Source organism: Paraburkholderia sp. ZP32-5 (assembly GCF_021390495.1).
In the GTDB taxonomy this organism is placed as follows: domain Bacteria; phylum Pseudomonadota; class Gammaproteobacteria; order Burkholderiales; family Burkholderiaceae; genus Paraburkholderia.
This window is the reverse complement of the sequence record NZ_JAJEJP010000002.1, coordinates 1540272-1559296: the sequence shown is the minus strand read 5'-3', so window position 1 is coordinate 1559296 and position 19025 is coordinate 1540272. Positions and strand designations below refer to the sequence as shown.

Here is a 19025-nt window from a genome sequence, read left to right as displayed (position 1 = left end):
ACCGAACGTCAATTTCATGGAGTGCGGACCGTGCATCGTGCGGAACGTATCGCAGTCGATTTGCCGGTGCCGTCGCGCGATTTCGCGGCGACGCGGCGCATGCTGCTGATCGTGCTCGCGGTGTCGATTCTGTTTCCGCTCGCGTGCCTGACGGGCTATGGCTATTTCGACTATCAGCGCCGCATCACCGACGCGAACGACTCCATCGAGCGGCTCTCGCGCGTGGCGGACGAGCAGGCCGTCAAGGTACTCGATCTGAACCGGCAGATGGGCTCGCGCATCATCGAGTTGCTCGGCGATTCGGATGACGCGCAGATTCGAGCGCGCGAGGCGGAGCTGTATCAGCGGCTGCGCGAGATCGACGGCGATTTCCCGCAAGTGTCGTCGATCGCGCTGCTCGGTGTGGACGGCGACCTGCTGGTATCGACGCTTGCGTATCCGGCGCCGGCAATGTCGATCGCGGAGCGGGAAGATTTCCGCGCCGCGAAAATAATGCGCCCGCATGCCTATTTCTCGCAGCCGATGATGGGCCCGTTATCGAAAAACAATGTATTCACAACCGCGATCGGGCGGTCGGGTACCAATGGCGAGTTTCTCGGCGTTGTCACGGTCGCATTGCGCACCGAATACTTTTCGCGCTTCTATCGCGAGCTGACCGGCGGTGACCCGGACGTTGCGCTTGCACTGTTTCGCCAGGACGGCGAGATGCTGGTGCGCTATCCGCCGTGGCCGGGCAACAAGCGGCCGTCGTCGCACAGCGCGTTCGCCGCGGCATTGCGCGACAAGCAGCTGTTCGGCTTCGTGCGGCAGAGATCGGTCATCGACGGCGCGGAGCGGCTGCTCGCATTTCGCCGCGTCGGCGACTATCCGCTCTATGTGATGAGCGCGTACACGGTATCGGCGATCGCGGCCGCGTGGCGCAATCATTTCGTGGCGATCGTGCTGCTGACCGCGGTGCCGTGCGTGGCGATCTGGCTGCTGGTGTTCTATTCGCTGCGCCGGCTCGATGCCGAGCGCCGTGCGTGGGAGCGCTGGCAGGGCGAAGTGGCGATGCGGCTGTCGGCCGAAGCGTCGACCCGGCAATTGCAGCGCATGGGCGCGCTCGGCAATCTGGTCGCGAACGTCGCGCACGATTTCAACAACCTGCTGATGGTGGTCTCCGCGAACGTCGAGCTTGCACGGCTCAAGCATTACAACGGCCTCCAGAAGGAAGTGCAGGCGGTCGAGCGCGCGACGGCCAGCGCCGAAGCGCTGACGCGGCGGCTGCTAAGCGTCGCGCGCAAGCAGCCGCTGAAGCAGGAGCCGATCGATCTGGCGCGCTGGCTGCCCGCCGCCGCGCCGCTGATCGACAGCGGGCTCGGCGACACCGTCGAACTGTCGGTGAACGTCGCCGAGAACCTGTGGCAAGTGCTGGCCGATCCGACCGACCTCGAATTCGCGATCATGAACCTCGCGATGAACGCGCGCGATGCGATGCCGCACGGCGGCCGCTTCGTGATCCGTTGCCAGAACAACCGGCTGGTCGGCAGCGACACCGAGTTGCCCGACGGCGAATACGTGTTGATCGCCTGCTCCGACGATGGCGAAGGGATGACCGAGGCGGTCGCGCGGCGCGCGTTCGAGCCGCTGTTCACGACCAAGCTGCGCGGCTCGGGCACCGGGCTCGGCCTCGCGCAGGTGCTGTCGATGTGCGAGCAGGCCGGCGGCACCGCGAAGATCGACAGCGTGCCCGGCAGCGGCACGACGGTGCGGCTTTATCTGCCGCGTTATCGCGCGCGCGGCGCGGAGGCGGCGGCGACGGATGCGCTGCCGGCCACGCCGGTATCGTCCGGCATGGTGCTGCTCGTCGAGGACAACGAGGACGTCGCGGCCGGCGTTGCCGCGGTGCTCGAAACGTTCGGCTGCGAAGTGCGCCACGAGCCGACCGCCGACCAGGCGCTCGATGTGCTCACCGGCGGCGCACGCTTCGAACTCGTACTGTCGGACATCCAGATGCCGGGCAAGCTCAATGGCATCGATCTCGCCGAAAAAGTCCGCAGCGCGTGGCCGTCGCAGAAGATCGCGTTGATGACCGGCTACGCCGACGAACTCGAACGCGCGCGCCGCCTCGGCATTGCGATTCTCGCGAAGCCTTTCAATATCGATGAGTTGCACGCGCTGGTTGTTTGCGCGCCGTGAAGCTCGCAGTGAAACTCTTTGTACGCGCGGCGCTTGCGTCGCATGCCTGATTCAGACTCCCCGATCTCCCGCGGCATAGCCCTTGCTGAAAAGAGTATGGGGTACGCGCGTGCGGCCGCGACCGCACGCGCGCTTCCTTTCAACGATTTTGGCAGATTCGATAGGTTCGACACACGGGAGAATCACGATGAAGATCAGACACGCAGTGTTGGTTTCCACGTTGCTCGCGGCTTCGTCGCTTGCGATGGCCCAAGGCGCGGGTGGCGGAGGAGGCGGCGGTCCGGCCGGCAACGACCCGAGCACGGGCACTGGCACCAGCGCTTCGACGCGCGAGGGCGGCAACATGGGAGCGTCGGGCGCGATGGCGCATTCGAGCAAGCACCATATGAAGAAGCATTCGAAGACGGCGAAACCCGCGACCGATACGACGAATATGCCGGGAGCTAATGCGAGTAGTGATACGAAGGGGCAGTGACGGAGGCGCGGTAATAAAAGCGCGGTAAAGCGAGTGGGGAAAGCGCGCTACACGAAAGCTGCCGCAAGGCAAGCGCAATCAACGCAGCAGCAACTCAGCCCGCGCGACGCGTCGATCATCGTGATCGCACGCCGCGCGCGGTTGCCGTCAGATCAGCCTTTCTCCATCTGCGCTTCATACTTGCCCAAGGCCGCCGCGCCATTGAGCCGCGCGCGCTTCAACAGCGCCTGCTGCGCTTCCTTCACGTTACCTGCCTGACCGCGCCAGGCCTGCAACGGCGGCTCCTGCAACGCACGGCCGTACGAGAAGCTCAGATTCCACGGCAGCGCGCCGAGCCGGTTCATCGCGTCGAGATTCGCGGTCGCTTCCTCGGGCGACTGTCCGCCGGACAGAAATACGATGCCCGGCACCGCGGCGGGCACGGTGCGCTTCAGCACCCGCACGGTTGCTGCGGCGATGTCGGCGGTGGTCGACTGCTGCTGATGTTCCGATCCGGCCAGCACCATGCTCGGCTTCAGCAGAATATGTTCGAGTACCACGCGATGCCGATGCAGCGCGTGAAATACCTCGTGCAGCACCGCCTCGGTCACTTCCGCGCAGCGCCCGATCGTGTGCTCGCCGTCCATCAGCACCTCCGGTTCGACGATCGGCACGATGCCGGCTTCCTGGCTGATCGCCGCGTAGCGCGCCAGCGATTCGGCGTTCGCTTCGATCGCGGCCCAGCCCGGCAGACTGGCGGTGATGTTGTACACCGCTCGCCATTTCGCGAAACGCGCGCCCTGGCGTTTGTAATCGACGAAGCGTTTGGCGAGGCCGTCGAGCCCTTCGGTGATTTCATCGCCGGGCGACAGCGCGAGCGGCACCTTGCCGAGGTCGACCTTGATGCCCGGCACGACGCCGTTGGCGGCGGCGAGTTGCGGGAACGGCGTGCCGTCGTCCGCTTTCTGGCCGAGCGTTTCCTCGTACAGGATCACGCCGCTGACGAATTCGCCGAGACCGGGCGTCGACAGCAACAGATTGCGATAGGCGCGGCGGTTTTCCTCACTCGATTCGAGGCCGATCGTCTTGAAGCGTTTGGCGATGGTCGGGCCGCTTTCGTCGGCGGCGAGAAGACCCTTGCCGGGTTGAACCATCGCGGTGACGGTGGCTTGCAGCTCGCTACGGGTGTCCATGAGATGTGCTCCCTTCGGTTGCTCCGTGGTTGGCTTCCTTCGATCCGGTGTGCGGTGAAGACTCGGTGACAGGTTCCTTGGCGTGACTTTGCGTGACGTGTTCGTGCGTTGAAGCGTTGGCGTGTTGACGTGTTGGCGGAAAAGGGCGCTTCGTTGTTGCCTTTGCCGCGGCGCGAGGGCCGCGCCGCGATTCGATGATTGTGTGGGCGTGCGTCACGATGGGACCGTGCGCGCGCGATCATTCGCCAAGCAGATGCAGCACGATATCGCGAGGCTGCGTGTGCCGGCGATGCTCGAACAGGTACAACCCCTGCCAGGTGCCGAGCACCATCCGCCCGTCTTCGACCGGCACCGACAACTGCACCTGCGTGAGCGCGGTGCGCAGATGCGCGGGCATGTCGTCGAGGCCCTCGGTGTCGTGCTCGTAGCGTTCGGCGTCTTCGGGCGCGATGCTCGCGAAGTAGTGTTCCAGGTCGCGGCGCACCGACGGGTCGGCATTCTCCTGAATCAGCAGCGACGCCGAGGTATGGCGGCAGAACAGCGTCAGCAGCCCGGTACGGATGCCCTGAGCGGCGACGAAACGGCGCACGTCGTCGGTAAATTCGACCAGCCCGCGATTGCGGGCCCGAACAATCAGATGATGGATGGCCTGGCGCATCAAAGCGAAGCGAACGCATCCTCGATATCTTCGGCGCTGCGCGGCCGCACCACGCGCGCGACTTCGGCGCCGTCGCGCATCAGCACCAGCGTCGGCCATAGCTTGACCTTGAATGACCGGCCGAGCGGCCGGCCGGGGCCATCCTCGATCTTCAGATGCCGCAGCCCGGCGTGCGGCGCGAGCGCCTGGGCAATCGAGGCCTGCGCGCCCTGGCAATAACCGCACCAGTCGGTACCAAACTCGACCACGGTGGCACCGGCTAGCGCATCGACTTCGGCGCGCGATGGGGCTTGCGAGGAATAGGCGGTGGGGGAAGCCATGCGTGCTCCGGAGCTATACGTGACGAATCGTGACGGTTCGCGCGCCGCGTTTGCTTTCACGGCGTTTCTCGCGCGGGATTTCGCAAGAGTAGCAGCTATGATGCGGGTCGTCATGGCAGCCGGCGCCGTGCGCCCGGCTTGACGGAAATTGTCGTGCTGGCGTGGTACAAACGGTTTTGATGCTGCGGGTAGTTTTTTTGCGCGGACGACGCGTTTCTGGCTTGAAAAGGATTCGGTAAGAGAAATGGGAGCACCTATCTATTTGCGGCATCCCGGCGATGCTGAAGCCGTTGCTGTTGCGACCGGCTTTAGTTGGGGCGCGCTTTTATTGGGTTTTATCTGGGCTTTGTCGAAGCGGATGTGGTTTGCCGCATTCGTGATGCTCGGGGTCAATCTGATTCTGTTCGGTATCGGCTTTTGGGGCGAGACGGCCGATCTGCTTGGGTTCGTGCTGACTATCGTGTTTGGCGTGGCCTGCGGCGCTTATGGCAACCGGTGGCATCGGTTGACGTTGGAGCGGCGGGGTTATCGGGTGGAATAGGGGGCTCTCTTTGTTCCCCCGCAATTTCACGGTGTCTGCTGCGTACTGCGGATTTCGCTGGCGATCGCTACAATCTCGCCGCGCACCCAGCGATGGGAAGGCGACGAATTGCGACGGGCGTGCCATACCTGAGACACGGTGAACGGCTTCATGTCGACCGGTGGTTCGAGCACCTGCAGCGGTATTTCGCCGACAATGCGCTGGGCCGTCAACTCGGCGATCATCCCGATCAGATTGGTCTGCGACACGAGAATGTGCGCGAGCAAAAAGTGCGGAATCGTCACTGCCATTTTTGCACTGGCGCCTTCGTAGTGTTGATCGATGGCCTCTTTCACCGCGCCGTAGCTGCTGTTAACTCGTAGATGCCGGCCGGCGCGGAACTGTTCGAGTGACAGGCTCCCGTTGATCGCAGGGTGGCCAACCCGCACGATCGACTTCAGGCGGTCCGAAAACAGCTTCTGCACGTAGTAGTTATCGGGCGCCGTTCCCTCGTTCCACAAAATCAGATCGAGTTCGCCGCTCTTCAGCAACTCCAGGTCGTCGTGAGGCTTCAAGGGCCGGATATTCATCTCGACACCGGGTGCCACTTCTTCCAGACGTTTGACCAGCAGCGGCAAAAGAATGAAACCGATGTAGTCGGTCGTGGCGATGTGAAACGTACCCACGAAATCTTTCGGGTTGAAAGCGGCCGCCGGTTGCACCAGCACGTCCATGGCACGCAGAGCATGTTGCAAGGGTTCCGCCAGTTCGAGGGCACGAGGTGTCGGCGTAATACCTCGGCCCATCGGTACGAACAGCGGGTCCCGGAAAATTTCCCGCAGCCTCGCCAGCGTGTGGCTCACCGCTGACTGCGTCATGTTCAGCTGTTCGGCCGCACGGGTAACGTTGCATTCTTTCAGCAACGTCGAAAACACCATCAGTGATTTCAAATCGAGATTGTGCAAAGTCTGTCCTTTTCCCCGACGAGCGCATTGCACGGGGCGGGTGGAAACCACGGATGGCGTGTCGGCAGCTACTGCTGCAATCCTTCGAGACCGGGTAGCGCGGACTTCTCCGCTTTCGAGCCGGCCAATATATTGAAGAACAGATTCAGGATCACGGCAGTCACGGCAGCGAGCAGGATACTGCTGTGCAATAGCGGCGCCAATTGGGACGGAAACCTGGCAAAGAAATCGGGATTGACGACGGGCAGCATCCCGACGCTGACGCTGATGGCGACGATGTACGCATTGAAATGGTTATGCGCAAAATCGACATTGGCCAGCATCCTCACGCCGCACGCGGTAATCATGCCGAACATGATCAGCCCCGCACCGCCGAGCACGCTGGCGGGTACCGATGCAACCAGCGCGGACAGCTTCGGAAACAGACCGAGCAGCATCAGAATGCCGCCGCCCATCGCACACACCCAGCGGCTCCGCACACCGGTGATACTGACGAGCCCGACGTTTTCCGCATACGAGGTGTAGGGGAAGATATTGAAAATGGCGCCCAGCAGCGTGCCCAGCCCATCCGCGCGGAAACCCTTGATCATCTGCTTTTCGTCGATCTCCTTGCCGACCATCTCCCCGACCGCGACGAACATGCCCGTCGCTTCGATGAACGTCACCAGCATCACGATCGACATCGTGGCGATTGCCCAGAAGTCGAACTTCGGAACGCCGAAGTGAAAAGGCAGTACGACACCGAACCACGCGGCGCCCCGCACGGATGAAAAATCTATCGTGCCTGTCGTTGCCGCGATCGTCATACCGAACACGATACCCAGAAGCACCGCGATGTTGCGCACGAAGCCGCTGAAGTATTTGGTAATCGCGAGAATCACCGCGAGCACGAGAAAGGACATGCCGATCTGGTCCGGACTTCCGAAATGCGGATTACCCAATCCGCCGGCGGCCCAGTTCGCGCTCACGCCCATCAGGCACAGACCGACGACCAGAATTTCGGTACCGATCACAACGGGTGGGAAAAAGCGCAGCAGCTTCGCCATCACCGGTGCCATCAGAATGCCGAAAATGCCGGAAAAGATCATTGATCCATAGATGCCCAACAGACCCAGATTCGGATTGGTCGCAATCGCAATCATCGGCCCGACCCCGGTGAAGGACACGCCCATCATGATCGGCAGCTTTATCCCGAACCAGCGTACGCCAATGGACTGAACCAGCGTAATCAGGCCGGAGACAAACAGGTCGACGCTGATCAGATAGGCCACTTGTTCTCTAGGCAGCTTCAATGCCATGCCCATGATCAACGGGACGGCGATCGCGCCGGCATACATCACCATCACATGTTGCATGCCGAGCAAGGTCAGCCGGCCGACCGGCAGTAGTTCGTCGACAGCAGCACGGGAATCGGCTGGGATATAGCGTTTCGAGTACATCGATGTCTCCTCCTGAATTTACGAATTTTTCTGCAGCGGGGATGCTTCGAATACGCCGGCCATCACGATGAATCCCGGCAGGCGCTTGACGCGGTCAGTCCATTGTCTAAGCGACGGATAGTCGATCAGCGATATCCCGCCCTCATCGGACAGCGCGACATACGGAAAACAGGCGATGTCGGCAACAGTCGGATGATTGCCACCACATATCCAACCCCCGCCGTGCCGCAGCGAAAACCACAGATGCTCGTCCAGAATGCGGAACAGCACATGAGCACCGGCGCGCGCCCTGGCGACGTCGATGTCGTAATTGAAAACGTCGGCTAATCGCGCGGCGGATGCGGTGCCCGTCATGCCATCCGCGAAAGCAAGCCACATGTTGACCTCGGCGAGCCGTCGAGGGTCCGTTGTCGGATACCACTGACCGCTCTCGTCGTAGCGCGCGGCAACGTAGCTCAAGATGGCCTGTGCATCGCGAATCACAAAGCCGTCGTCGTCGAGGACGGGAAGCTGCCCGAGTGGATTGAGTGCAAGGAAAGCGTCGCTTCTATGTTCTTTAGCTGGGAAGAATTCAACGCCGACCTTGCGGTATTCGACGCCCAGCATGTTCATCAAAAGTCGCAGCTTGTAGCAGTTGCCGGACAGTTCATAGTCGTACAGGGTGATCATGCGTACTTTCCTAGAGATCGAGAACGAGCAGCTCGGAACGGCTGCGGGATACGCATGGCATCAGGCACGTGCCGCTGTTGCGCTCCTGGTCGGAGAGATAGACATCGCGATGATCAGGCTCGCCATCGCACACGGCCGTGCGACACGTGCCGCACACACCCTGTTCGCACGACGTCGATGTGGGGATGCCACGGGCTTTCAACGCGTCGGCGAGCGTGACGCCGGCGGGCACGGTGAACTCCATCGCGGAGCGCCGCAGGCGGACCTTGAAGGCTTTATCCGTGCTGTGCGATACCTGATTGGCGAACAGTTCGAAGTGGACTTTGAGGCCCAACGCGTCGTTACAGGCCGCGCGCTCGCGGACCAGATCGATGAGCGGCCGGGGGCCGCATACATAGATGTCGGCGCCTGGCGTGGCCTTGCTCAGCGCGACGTCGACCGCGTTACGCGTTCCATCCACATCCAGGCCGGTGTGGATATGTGCAGAGGACAAGTTGCTCAGGCGATCGCGAAAAGCAATGTGCTCGTCACCTCGCGCGAAATAATGAAGCGCGTAGCGCAGGTGAGCATGCTGCAACGCTGAACCCATTGCCAGGATAGGCGTGATGCCGATTCCGCCCGCAATGAGAATGCCGCCTTTGCCTTGAATCAGCCTGAAGTGGTTTTTGGGTGCGGACACGGTCAGCACATCGCCAACGCGCACCGAGTCGTGCAACGATTGAGATCCTCCGCGTGACGAGGGCTCGAGCTTGACGCCGATCACGAACTGGTCGCGTTCGTCCGGCGTGTTGACGAGCGAGTACTGGCGCGTCAGACCGCTCGGTGTACAGACATCGATGTGTGCGCCCGCGTCGAAAGCAATGGGTCGCCCGGCAGGCGGAGCGAGGCTGAACGCGACGATATCCTGTGCTGCGGTCCATCGCCGTGTGACGGTTGCCTGGAACAGTGCATGGTTGAACGACGCGCTGGAGCGCACCGGAATAACCGGAATAATTGCCGGTTGTCGAACAGGCGCGGTATGGGAAGAACCCGATATCGAAGCGATACGGTTTTCTATCCGTGCACGCAGCTGATTGAGCAGGCGGTTGTGCGTACGCTGTACTTCAATCTCCGTCATGCCGCCAGGCTCAGCCGACCCATGAACGATGGTGCGATTCCCGTTCGCGGGTTGGAGCCAGAAATGGACGTTGCTTACGCCGCCAGATGAGCGCAAGGCGAGGGCGATGCCATTACCGTCGTGCTCGTCGCGATCTCCAGCAGCAGTAGTGGTCCGATCGTATTCGGTGCATTCCATCAACCCGGCTTTGACATCCGTGAGAGGCGCATTGATCGGCATGCAGCGTAGCGATACGGGCAGCCTCGTCACTCGCGGTATCGCCTCGGTGCCAACATGTTCATCGAACAGGCTGACCCACACGAAGCCATCTGCCTCAGCCGTCGCGAACGGACGGGCACACAGGCTATTCGGCGGCGCCATGTGCGAGGAGGCCGGAATAACCGTGCAGCGGCCGTCGTCGCTTCGATATTGCCAGCCGTGATATTGGCACCGTAACTGGCCGCCGGTATTGACGCCGAGCGTGAGGCGGACGCTTCGGTGCGGGCAACGGTTCTCCCACGCATTGACGCGGCCGTCATCCGCGCGCCATAACGCAAGCTCGACCCCGTGTAGTTCTCCGTGAAAAACGTGGCGCATCGGCAGGTCGACGGCGTGCGCGACCGGATGCCACGAGTTCTTTACTGCAATCATTGTGTTCTCCTCGTTGCGAGCGCAGCAGTCAGACCGGCTTGTGAGTTCCGTAGGCGATGCCCTTGTTGCGCAGCCATCGGCGGTACGCAATCGACATCGCGTCCGCACGCGTCGGCACCTCGAACGACGGATCGAGCGGTAGGGTTCGCGGAACATGGTTCGCGAGGATCATCAGGTCCTGGCCGAAGATGGTCTGCTGGAATAAACGTAGATCCCGCGCGCTGCTTGTCTCGTCGATATAGGCGAGTACGGTGTGCGCAATGCACCACTCTTCATTCAACGGCTGGATGAAGAGGCAGATGGCATCGCGCCGCGCGGGTTGCGGCGCGCTGGTCTTGTAGAGGATCGCGGAGAAAGGCCGCAGCACACGATAGACATACTCGGCATCGATAGCGTCGGTCGCGACCGACGACGACACCGGCTGATAGAACCGGCAATCGCGCGCGTAGATCTCGTCATGCTCGGCGTCGATCTCCACGCTGTACGGCGCGACGTTCGTATGGGGCTCCTCACCCAATAGCCCCGTGTGCACGTAGGGGAAGTGAGCCATGTCGAGAAAGTTTTCGATCGCACGCAAGCCCGACACGTGCACCTTCATCGAGCCGGCACCTAAGATCCGCCGATCCGCTTCGTCGAACTCGGGAATAGCAAAGAAGCCTTCCCGCGGTGTGCCGAGACAAACCCAATGCGTGTGGAACGAGGTCCGGGTATGGCAGGGATGTTCACGTCCGTCGGCAAAACTGGCGCTGAACACGCCGTCGTCGGCGCAACCGTACGTGATGTCCATGCCGAGAACTTGCGTGCGGTAGGCCACGCCTGTTCTGACATCCTCTGCGATCGCGACGGGATACCACTCGTCGAGGACTGCGGACTCAATGTCCAATTTGATCTCCTTTTGTTCATATGCAGCACAGGTAACGGCTGATGTGACAATAAAGAGACAGGTAATCGCGAACAACCCACTATCTTGCATAGCAGGTATGAACAAGCTTCATTGGTGCTGGCGTTTTTGTTCGGGCAGCGCGGCCGATTCTTCAACGTCCGTCAAGCCCGGATCTCCGGAACAACGACAAAAATCTGGGACACCGCACAGCGGCTTTACGCATCCCCCAACGGCAGTCGATAATCCCCCGATGGTTCCGAGCGCGCGCGTCAGCGCATAACAACCCACCGGCAGCACCGAACCGCAAAGCGTCTTCCCACCAGGTGAAGGCCCCGACCCGACCGACCCGCCCCGTGTTGAAAACCTCACGATTTTTCAGCCTGCTTCACATCCCTGGCTTCAAGCCGCTGGCCGCCGCCACCCTGATGCTCGGTGTGGCGATGTCGTTCACCGCTCCCTATCTGTCGCTGTTCGGCATCGAACGCGCCGGCATGACGCCGCTGCGGCTCGGTGTGTTCATGACGTTGATCGCCACCAGCGGCGTGGTCGCCAGCACGCTCGCCGGCCGTTGGAGCGACGCAAGCGGCCGGCATCGGCCGTTGCTGCTCGCCGCGCTGGTCGCGGCCGCGCTCGGTTATCTGTCTTTATGCGTGGTGCGTGATTACCGGCTGCTGCTCGTGGTCGGTATCGTCTTTATCGGCGCGGGCGGTTCGGCGATCTCGATGGTGTTCTCGTTCAGCCGCGCGGCGCTGCCGGCGTCCGATCCCGCCGAGCGCGTGTTCGCCAGCGCGACGCTGCGTACGATCCTGTCGGCGGCGTGGGTGTTCGGGCCGTCGGTCGGTGCGCTGGTGCTCGCGGCCAGCAGTTTCTATGGATTGTTCCTGTTCGCGGCCGCGAGTTTCGCGACCTGCGGTTTTATCGTTTGGCGCATGCGCGAGCCGCAGGGCCACCTCGGCGATCACACGGTCGAAGATACGGCCTCCGAGCCGTCCGCGTCGATCACGGTGCCGCCGCTGCGGCAACCCGGCGAGGACGCGCACGAAACGCTGCCGGTCGCGTCGGCCAACGACATCATGCGCGCGGTCGCCGCGCTCACGCTGCTCGGCCTTGCCGCCAACGCGACGATGATCGTGTTGCCGCTGTATATCGTGCATGGGTTGAACGGCTCGCATCTGGACGTGTCGGTGATGCTCGGCCTCGGCGCACTGACCGAAATTCCGATGATGCTTGCGCTCGGCGCGAAGTCGTCGTCGCTGCACAAGCCGAACTGGCTGGCCGCGTGCGCGGCGGTGCATGCGGTGTATTTCGTCGCGATGTCGATGGCGGGCAATGTCGGCGTGCTGATCCCGATGCAGATGCTCAATGCATTTGTGGTCGCGGTGACTTCGTGTCTCGGCATGACCTATGTGCAGGATCTGATGCCGCATTCGCCCGGACGCGCGACCGCGCTGTTCTTCAACGCGGCGCGGGTCGGCTCGATTCTGTCGGGCGTGCTGTCGGGGCTGCTCGTGCAAGCATTCAGCTTTCGCGGCACGTTTCTGTTCTGCGGCCTGCTGGCGCTGTGCGCGCTGGTGCTGTTCGCGGTGCCGGGGTATCGCTATCCGCTGATGTGGGCCGCGCTCAAACGTTTCACGGCTGCGCAATACGCGAAGCTGCAGGCGAGGCGCGGCGCGCGCATGCCCGAGCGGAGCGAATGACGTGAATCCCGGTCAACGCAACGAGGCCGGCGCATCGGATGCGCGCGCGGCGCATGACCGAGGTCAACATCGCGGTGCAACACCCGCAGTGCAGCACCATCACCTGGCACGATAGGTAGCACAAACCGCTCCGCGCCGACATAACCTCGCGCGATCGACCCAACCTGCGTGCTCGCGCGGAACTTCACGGCCCGCCGCGCCTCTGCAAAAGAGTGCGGTGTTTTTCGGCGCGTGCCTCGAACCCCGCTTCACAGCGCCTATGCTTAAAGGCAGCCACGCAGTAGCGGGCAGGCATTCGCCACCACGGCCGCCACATCACGACCCGAGCATCGGGCAGCGCAACGCAGCATCTTCCGGAGCGAGCTATGCAGCTAGGCATGATTGGATTGGGACGGATGGGCGCCGACATGGTGCGGCGCCTGACGAAGGGCGGTCAGCAATGCGTCGTCTATGACGTCCAGCCGGCGGCCGTCGACCGGCTCAAGCAGGAGGGCGTGGCGGGTGCCGCGTCGCTCGAGGACTTCGTCGCGCAACTCACGAAACCGCGCGCCGTGTGGCTGATGGTGCCCGCGGCGGTGGTCGACGCGACGCTCGACAAACTCGTGCCGCTGCTGGAACCGGGCGATATCGTGATCGACGGCGGCAATTCCTACTATCACGACGACATCCGCCGCGGCCAGCAGCTCGGCGCGCGCCAGCTTCACTATGTGGACGTCGGCACGAGCGGCGGCGTCGCGGGCCGCGAGCGCGGCTACTGCCTGATGATCGGCGGCGAGCCCGAGGTCGTGAAACACCTCGAACCGGTTTTCGCGACGCTCGCGCCGGGCGCGGGCACGGCAGTGCCGACGCCCGGCCGCGCCGCCGGCGCAAGCACCGCCGAGCAGGGCTTCCTGCATTGCGGTCCGCAAGGCGCCGGGCATTTCGTGAAGATGGTCCACAACGGCATCGAATACGGCCTGATGGCGGCCTACGCCGAGGGGCTGAACGTGCTGCGCCACGCGGACGCCGGCCGGCATGCGCGCGAAGTCGATGCGGAGACCTCGCCGCTGCGCCGTCCCGAGCTTTACCAATACGATCTGAATCTCGCCGATGTCGCCGAAGTCTGGCGCCGCGGCAGCGTGATCGGCTCGTGGCTGCTCGATCTGATCGCCGGTTCGCTTGCGCGCGATGAGCAACTGGCGAACTACACGGGTCGCGTATCGGATTCGGGTGAGGGACGCTGGACCGTCGCCGCGGCGATCGACGAAGGCGTGCCGACGCCGGTGCTGAGCGCGGCGCTGTTCGCGCGCTTCAGTTCGCGCGGAGACGCCGATTTCGCGAACCGCGTGCTGTCGGCGATGCGGTACGACTTCGGTGGCCACGCCGAGAAGCCGGCCACGCCGGACGGTGGGCAGAAGGGCTAGGCGCCAGGCGCTGCGACAGGCGGGCGCGGCGGTCGCAGCGCGGACGACATACGCCGGGCGCGCCGGCACGATATGACGATGGCGGCGTTGCGTTGCGCGGGCTCTCCACGCGCGGATAGAACTGAAAGCCGGACACCACTAAAAGTCACGTCAATCGGGCAAACTTCCCACTCGAACCGAGCCACACGTGGTGGCAAGCCGTCGCGCGCCGCCACCACAAGCCATAAGGAGCCACGATGCCAGCCACCCCCGCCACGCCACACGACGTCGTGTTTCTATTCGATTGCGACAACACGCTGCTCGATAACGATCACGTGTTGCAGGATCTGCGCAAGCACATGGAGCACGCGTTCGGCGAGCAGAACAGCGCGCGCTACTGGGAGATTTTCGAGAACCTGCGCACCGAACTCGGCTATGCCGACTATCTCGGCGCGCTGCAACGCTACCGGACCGAGCATCCGCGCGACACGGGGCTGCTGCTGATGTCGTCGTTCCTGATCGAGTACCCGTTTGCCAACCGGGCCTATCCGGGCGCGCTCGATGCGCTGCGGCACCTTGGAACGCGCGGACCGACGGTGATCCTGTCCGATGGCGACGTCGTGTTCCAGCCGCGCAAGATCTCGCGCTCCGGGCTATGGGATGAGGTCGACGGGCGCGTGCTGATCTACATCCACAAGGAACTGATGCTCGATCAGGTGATGGACTGCTATCCGGCGCGCCATTACGTGATGGTCGACGACAAGCTGCGGATTCTGACCGCGATGAAAAAAGTGTGGGGCGCGAAGTTGACGACCGTGTTTCCGCGCCAGGGCCACTATGCGTTCGATCCCAAGGAGATCGCCAGCAATCCGCCCGCCGACGTGACGGTCGAGCGGATCGGCGAGCTGGCTGATATTGACATCGATACGCTGCTGCGCAGCGCGAAGGGGTAGTGGCGGGTGTTGGATGGATGTTGGGCTGAACCGCCGCTGGATTGCCGTAGGCTTGACGGCTGCGCAGCCTGGCAGCCCAGCGTGCCGTAAGCCCAGCGTGCCGTAGGCCTGCCACCGCCAGCCCGGCAGCCCAGTGATCCGGCAGTCCACCGGACCGGCGCGCGGCTCGCGCGTCGGTGTCAGTTTCCCAGCGTTTTCAGCCGCGCCAGCGTATCCCCAGCGCCCATGCGCGCGGCGGCGTCGGCCGCGCTGACGCCGTTCGCATCGCGCGCGTGCGGATCGGCACCGTGCGCGATCAGCAGATCGACGATCGCGGTGCGGTTGAACATCGCCGCGATCATCAACGCGGTGCGGCCATCGGGCGATGCGCCTTCGACGTCCGCGCCGTGCGCGAGCAGCGTCTCGATCACGTTGTCGAAGCCCTTGAATGCGGCGCCCGCGAGCGGCGTTTGCCCGGCGTCGTTGCGCAGGTTCGGATCGGCGCCCTGTTCGAGCAGCGTGCGCACCGCGTCGGCGTGACCGTGGTAGCTCGCGAGCATCACGAGGCTGTCGCCGCGCTCGTTGCGCAGATTCGGCGGCACGCCTTTTTCGATCACCGCCGCGAGCATCGTCGCGTCGCCGCGCCGCGCGAGATCGAAGACTTCCTGCGCGAGCGCCTGCAGTTCGGGATCGGGTTGCGACGGTGTCGCGTTATCGGCGTGATCGGTCAATGGAAGCTCCTTGCAATGGATAGGGGAACGTGGACGACGCGCGCACGGCAAGCGTGCCGCAGCTTTCATCCAGCATACCGATATTTTGCGCAGCCAGCGCGCGACGCGACCGCCATGCGCCGATGTATTCCGATACGCGCCGGCCCGTCATCCATGACCGAACAGCTTAACCAGCAACCCGAACACGCCGATCAGCACGGCAATCGCCGCGCACGGCAACACGGCCGCAAGAATCACAATCACGAGTACTTTGAGCGGGCTGGAAGATGTCGACATGGCGGCCGTTGACCTGAGGCAAGGAAACACGAAAAAGGGAACACCGGATGCGGCGCCGAGCCAGCGGCAAGGCATCATGAGTCGCGATGCAAAGAGCGGCGCCGACTCGCTGACGCACATCCAGTTTTGAGCAGCTTAATACATTCGCGGTAGGCGACGCGGTTTCGCGTCGACCGGTTTGGGCCGCAGTTTCATATCGATTACATCGCGATTGCATCGGTTGCATCGATTGCTGCGATTGCACCGAACCATGCGACGCCGGGCCTGTCACAACCGCTGACGGACGCAGGCGCCGCAGCACGAATCGACTCGCGCCGCATCGCGAGCCGTTGTAGTCGCGCGGTAATCGTGCATCGTCACCGCATGCATGTCCCGCGTATGACGACGATCCACCGCAGCACCCGCATCCTCGCAGCCGCTTTACCGCAGCACCGATTCGCGCGAGTTCGCGCCCGATTCCGCGCCGGCCGCCCGCCGGTCATCGATCGCAATATCTGCAACACCCGCGGCATCCGCCGCCCCGACATCCGCCGCATCCGCCAACCTGTCTGACCGTTTTTTCCGAGGAGTGAAGCCATGGCCGAATCAACCTCGCATCCCACCCCGCCGCAAATTCTCGACCCCGACACGCTGCGCAACATGGACCGCTACTGGCGCGCGTGTAACTACCTGTCCGTCGGCATGATCTATCTGCGCGACAACCCGCTGCTGCGCGAACCGCTGAAGCCCGAGCACATCAAGAACCGGCTGCTCGGCCATTGGGGATCGGACGCCGGGCAGAGCTTCATGCTCGTGCATCTGAACCGGCTGATTCGCAAGCTCGATCTCGACATGATCTATCTGTCCGGACCGGGGCATGGTGCGCCGGCAAGCCTCGCGCACTGCTATCTGGAAGGTCACTACTCGGAGGTCTATCCCGACCGCAGCGAGGACGAAGCCGGCATGCAGCGCTTCTTCCGGCAATTCTCGTTCCCGGGTGGCATCGGTTCGCATTGCACGCCGGAGACGCCAGGATCGATTCACGAAGGCGGGGAACTCGGCTACAGCCTGTCGCACGGCTACGGCGCCGCGTTCGACAATCCCGACCTGATCGTGACGGTGATGATCGGCGACGGCGAAGCTGAAACCGGGCCGCTCGCCACCTCATGGCATTCGAACAAATTCCTCAATCCGATCCGCGACGGCGCGGTGCTGCCAGTGCTGCATCTGAACGGCTACAAGATCGCCAATCCGACGCTGCTCGCGCGCATTCCGCGTGAGGAGCTCGAAGCGCTGATGGTCGGCTACGGCCACAAGCCGTACTTCGTCGAGGGCGACGATCCCAACACGATGCATCAGCAGATGGCCGCGACGCTCGATCAGTGCATCGGCGAAATCCGCGCGATCCAGCAGCATGCGCGCAAGAACAAGGACACCACGCGGCCGCGCTGGCCGATGATCGTGCTGCGCTCGCCGAAAGGCTGGACCGGGCCGAAGGAGGTCGACGGTCACAAAGTGGAAGGCTCGTGGCGCGCGCATCAGGTACCGGTGCTCGACCCGGCGACCAATCGCAAGAGCCTGAAGATCGTCGAAGACTGGCTGCGCGGTTATGGGCCCGAGACGCTGTTCGACGCGAACGGCCGGCTCGTCGGCGAACTACGCGCGCTCGCACCCGAAGGCGCGCGCCGCATCAGCGCGAATCCGCACGCGAACGGCGGGCTGCTGTGCAAGGCGCTCGATATGCCGCCGTTTCGCGACTATGCGGTCGCGGTGAAGAAGCCGGCGGTGTCGTACACGTCGCCGACCGGGGTGCTCGGCACCTTCCTGCGCGACGTGATGCGCCGGAATATGACGAACTTCCGCCTGTTCGGCCCCGATGAAACCGCGAGCAACAAGCTGCAGGCGGTCTATGAAGCGTCGCCGAAAACCTGGCTCGCTGAAATCGAACCGGATGACGCCGACGGCGGCGAACTGTCGCCCGACGGCCGGGTGATGGAGATCCTCAGCGAACACACGCTCGAAGGCTGGCTCGAAGGCTATGTGCTGACCGGCCGGCACGGTCTGTTCGCGACCTACGAAGCGTTCGTCCACGTGATCGACTCGATGTTCAACCAGCACGCGAAATGGCTCGAAAAATCCAAGCGCGAACTCGGCTGGCGGCAACCGGTGCCGTCGCTGAATCTGCTGATTTCGTCGCTGGTGTGGCGCCAGGATCACAACGGTTTCACGCATCAGGACCCCGGTTTTCTCGATGTGGTCACGAACAAGAGCCCCGACGTCGTGCGCATCTATCTGCCGCCCGACGGCAACTGCCTGCTGAGCGTCGCCGATCACTGCCTGCGCTCGCGCGACTACGTGAACGTGATCGTGTCCGACAAGCAGCCGCACCTGGACTATCTCGACATGGACGCGGCCGTCATCCATTGCACGAAGGGCATCGGCATCTGGGACTGGGCGTCGACTGACCAGGGCGTCGAGCCGGACGTCGTGATTGCGTGCGCCGGCGATATCGCGACGATGGAGGCGCTCGCCGCGGTGCAGATCCTGAAGGAGCGCTGCGCGAACCTGAAGATCCGCTTCGTCAACGTGGTCGATCTGTTCCGGCTGATGCCCGAGCGCGCGCATCCGCATGGCTTGTCCGATCGCGATTTCGATTCGCTGTTTACGACCAGCAAGCCGGTGATCTTCAACTTCCACGCGTATGGAGCGCTCGTGCACAAGCTCACGTACAACCGCAAGAATCACGAGAACATCCATGTGCATGGCTATCGCGAGAAGGGCAATATCAACACGCCGCTCGAACTCGCGATCGTCAACGGCGTCGACCGCTTTACGCTCGCCATCGACGTGATCGACCGCGTGCCGTCGCTGCGCGGCGTCGGCGATCATACGAAGGAATGGCTGCGCGGGCAGATCATCGAGCACCTCGCGTATGCGCACGCCGAAGGGATCGACAAGGAGGAAATCCGCAACTGGACGTGGAAAGGCTGAGCGAGGACGCC

Annotated in this window: 18 protein-coding genes; 8 read left to right on the top strand and 10 right to left on the bottom strand. The window is 63.2% G+C overall.

Going from position 1 to position 19025, the window contains the following annotated elements; all coding sequences use genetic code 11:
• Window positions 1-30 precede the first annotated feature (30 nt).
• Window positions 31-2178 carry a hybrid sensor histidine kinase/response regulator gene (locus L0U82_RS25620; RefSeq protein WP_233835568.1) on the top strand — a complete coding sequence of 716 codons (2148 nt, stop codon included), beginning with the start codon at window positions 31-33 and terminating at the stop codon, window positions 2176-2178.
• A gap of 187 nt (window positions 2179-2365) precedes the next feature.
• Window positions 2366-2653 (top strand): hypothetical protein, encoded by a 288-nt coding sequence (locus L0U82_RS25615; protein WP_233835566.1) that lies wholly within the window; start codon window positions 2366-2368, stop codon window positions 2651-2653.
• A gap of 152 nt (window positions 2654-2805) precedes the next feature.
• Here L0U82_RS25615 and L0U82_RS25610 read toward each other — a convergent pair whose 3' ends face one another.
• The 3 genes from L0U82_RS25610 to L0U82_RS25600 all read right to left on the bottom strand — a co-directional run bounded on the left by L0U82_RS25610 (window position 2806) and on the right by L0U82_RS25600 (window position 4803).
• Window positions 2806-3825 (bottom strand): class I fructose-bisphosphate aldolase, encoded by a 1020-nt coding sequence (locus L0U82_RS25610; RefSeq protein WP_233835564.1) that lies wholly within the window; start codon window positions 3823-3825, stop codon window positions 2806-2808.
• Window positions 3826-4063: 238 nt separating this feature from the next.
• Entirely contained in the window at window positions 4064-4483 is a 420-nt protein-coding gene (locus tag L0U82_RS25605) for a secondary thiamine-phosphate synthase enzyme YjbQ (protein WP_233835562.1), read from the bottom strand.
• A complete protein-coding gene (locus L0U82_RS25600) occupies window positions 4483-4803 on the bottom strand; it encodes a thioredoxin family protein (protein WP_233835560.1) in 321 nt (106 codons plus the stop codon). Before L0U82_RS25600 ends, L0U82_RS25605 begins: the two co-directional genes overlap by 1 nt.
• Before the next feature lie 244 nt (window positions 4804-5047).
• On the opposite strand from L0U82_RS25600, the gene L0U82_RS25595 reads away from it, so the two are divergent.
• Window positions 5048-5344: a DUF2628 domain-containing protein gene (locus L0U82_RS25595; protein ID WP_233835559.1), complete on the top strand. Its 297-nt coding sequence runs from the start codon at window positions 5048-5050 to the stop codon at window positions 5342-5344.
• Between the two features lie 26 nt (window positions 5345-5370).
• Here L0U82_RS25595 and L0U82_RS25590 read toward each other — a convergent pair whose 3' ends face one another.
• The 5 genes from L0U82_RS25590 to L0U82_RS25570 all read right to left on the bottom strand — a co-directional run bounded on the left by L0U82_RS25590 (window position 5371) and on the right by L0U82_RS25570 (window position 11026).
• Window positions 5371-6288, bottom strand: a complete 918-nt coding sequence (locus L0U82_RS25590; RefSeq protein WP_233835557.1) for a LysR family transcriptional regulator — start codon at window positions 6286-6288, stop codon at window positions 5371-5373.
• A gap of 68 nt (window positions 6289-6356) precedes the next feature.
• Window positions 6357-7709 carry a nucleobase:cation symporter-2 family protein gene (locus tag L0U82_RS25585; protein WP_442793695.1) on the bottom strand — a complete coding sequence of 451 codons (1353 nt, stop codon included), beginning with the start codon at window positions 7707-7709 and terminating at the stop codon, window positions 6357-6359.
• Window positions 7710-7745: 36 nt separating this feature from the next.
• Window positions 7746-8396 carry a glutathione S-transferase family protein gene (locus L0U82_RS25580; protein ID WP_233835554.1) on the bottom strand — a complete coding sequence of 217 codons (651 nt, stop codon included), beginning with the start codon at window positions 8394-8396 and terminating at the stop codon, window positions 7746-7748.
• Window positions 8397-8406: 10 nt separating this feature from the next.
• Window positions 8407-10143, bottom strand: a complete 1737-nt coding sequence (locus L0U82_RS25575) for a Rieske 2Fe-2S domain-containing protein (RefSeq protein WP_233835553.1) — start codon at window positions 10141-10143, stop codon at window positions 8407-8409.
• A gap of 28 nt (window positions 10144-10171) precedes the next feature.
• Complete coding sequence (locus L0U82_RS25570) at window positions 10172-11026, bottom strand: aromatic ring-hydroxylating oxygenase subunit alpha (RefSeq protein ID WP_233835552.1); 855 nt, start codon at window positions 11024-11026, stop codon at window positions 10172-10174.
• A gap of 353 nt (window positions 11027-11379) precedes the next feature.
• Between L0U82_RS25570 and L0U82_RS25565 the strand changes: the two genes are divergently transcribed.
• From L0U82_RS25565 to L0U82_RS25555, 3 genes are all read left to right on the top strand, one after another.
• Entirely contained in the window at window positions 11380-12723 is a 1344-nt protein-coding gene (locus L0U82_RS25565) for a sugar efflux transporter (RefSeq protein WP_233835551.1), read from the top strand.
• A 365-nt stretch (window positions 12724-13088) separates the two neighbouring features.
• Complete coding sequence (gene gnd / locus L0U82_RS25560; RefSeq protein WP_233835550.1) at window positions 13089-14126, top strand: phosphogluconate dehydrogenase (NAD(+)-dependent, decarboxylating); 1038 nt, start codon at window positions 13089-13091, stop codon at window positions 14124-14126.
• 236 nt (window positions 14127-14362) lie between these two features.
• A complete protein-coding gene (locus L0U82_RS25555; RefSeq protein WP_233835549.1) occupies window positions 14363-15058 on the top strand; it encodes an HAD family hydrolase in 696 nt (231 codons plus the stop codon).
• Between the two features lie 179 nt (window positions 15059-15237).
• Here L0U82_RS25555 and L0U82_RS25550 read toward each other — a convergent pair whose 3' ends face one another.
• Together L0U82_RS25550 and L0U82_RS39770 are read right to left on the bottom strand one after the other, a co-directional pair.
• Window positions 15238-15768, bottom strand: coding sequence for an ankyrin repeat domain-containing protein (locus tag L0U82_RS25550; RefSeq protein WP_233835548.1), 531 nt, complete (start codon window positions 15766-15768; stop codon window positions 15238-15240).
• A 147-nt stretch (window positions 15769-15915) separates the two neighbouring features.
• The gene (locus L0U82_RS39770; RefSeq protein WP_267929685.1) at window positions 15916-16044 is read right to left on the bottom strand and encodes a hypothetical protein; all 129 of its coding nucleotides are present in this window, start codon (window positions 16042-16044) and stop codon (window positions 15916-15918) included.
• A gap of 378 nt (window positions 16045-16422) precedes the next feature.
• On the opposite strand from L0U82_RS39770, the gene L0U82_RS25545 reads away from it, so the two are divergent.
• Window positions 16423-16596, top strand: coding sequence for a hypothetical protein (locus L0U82_RS25545; protein ID WP_233835546.1), 174 nt, complete (start codon window positions 16423-16425; stop codon window positions 16594-16596).
• Window positions 16597-16620: 24 nt separating this feature from the next.
• Complete coding sequence (locus tag L0U82_RS25540) at window positions 16621-19014, top strand: phosphoketolase family protein (RefSeq protein WP_233835544.1); 2394 nt, start codon at window positions 16621-16623, stop codon at window positions 19012-19014.
• Window positions 19015-19025: the final 11 nt, after the last annotated feature.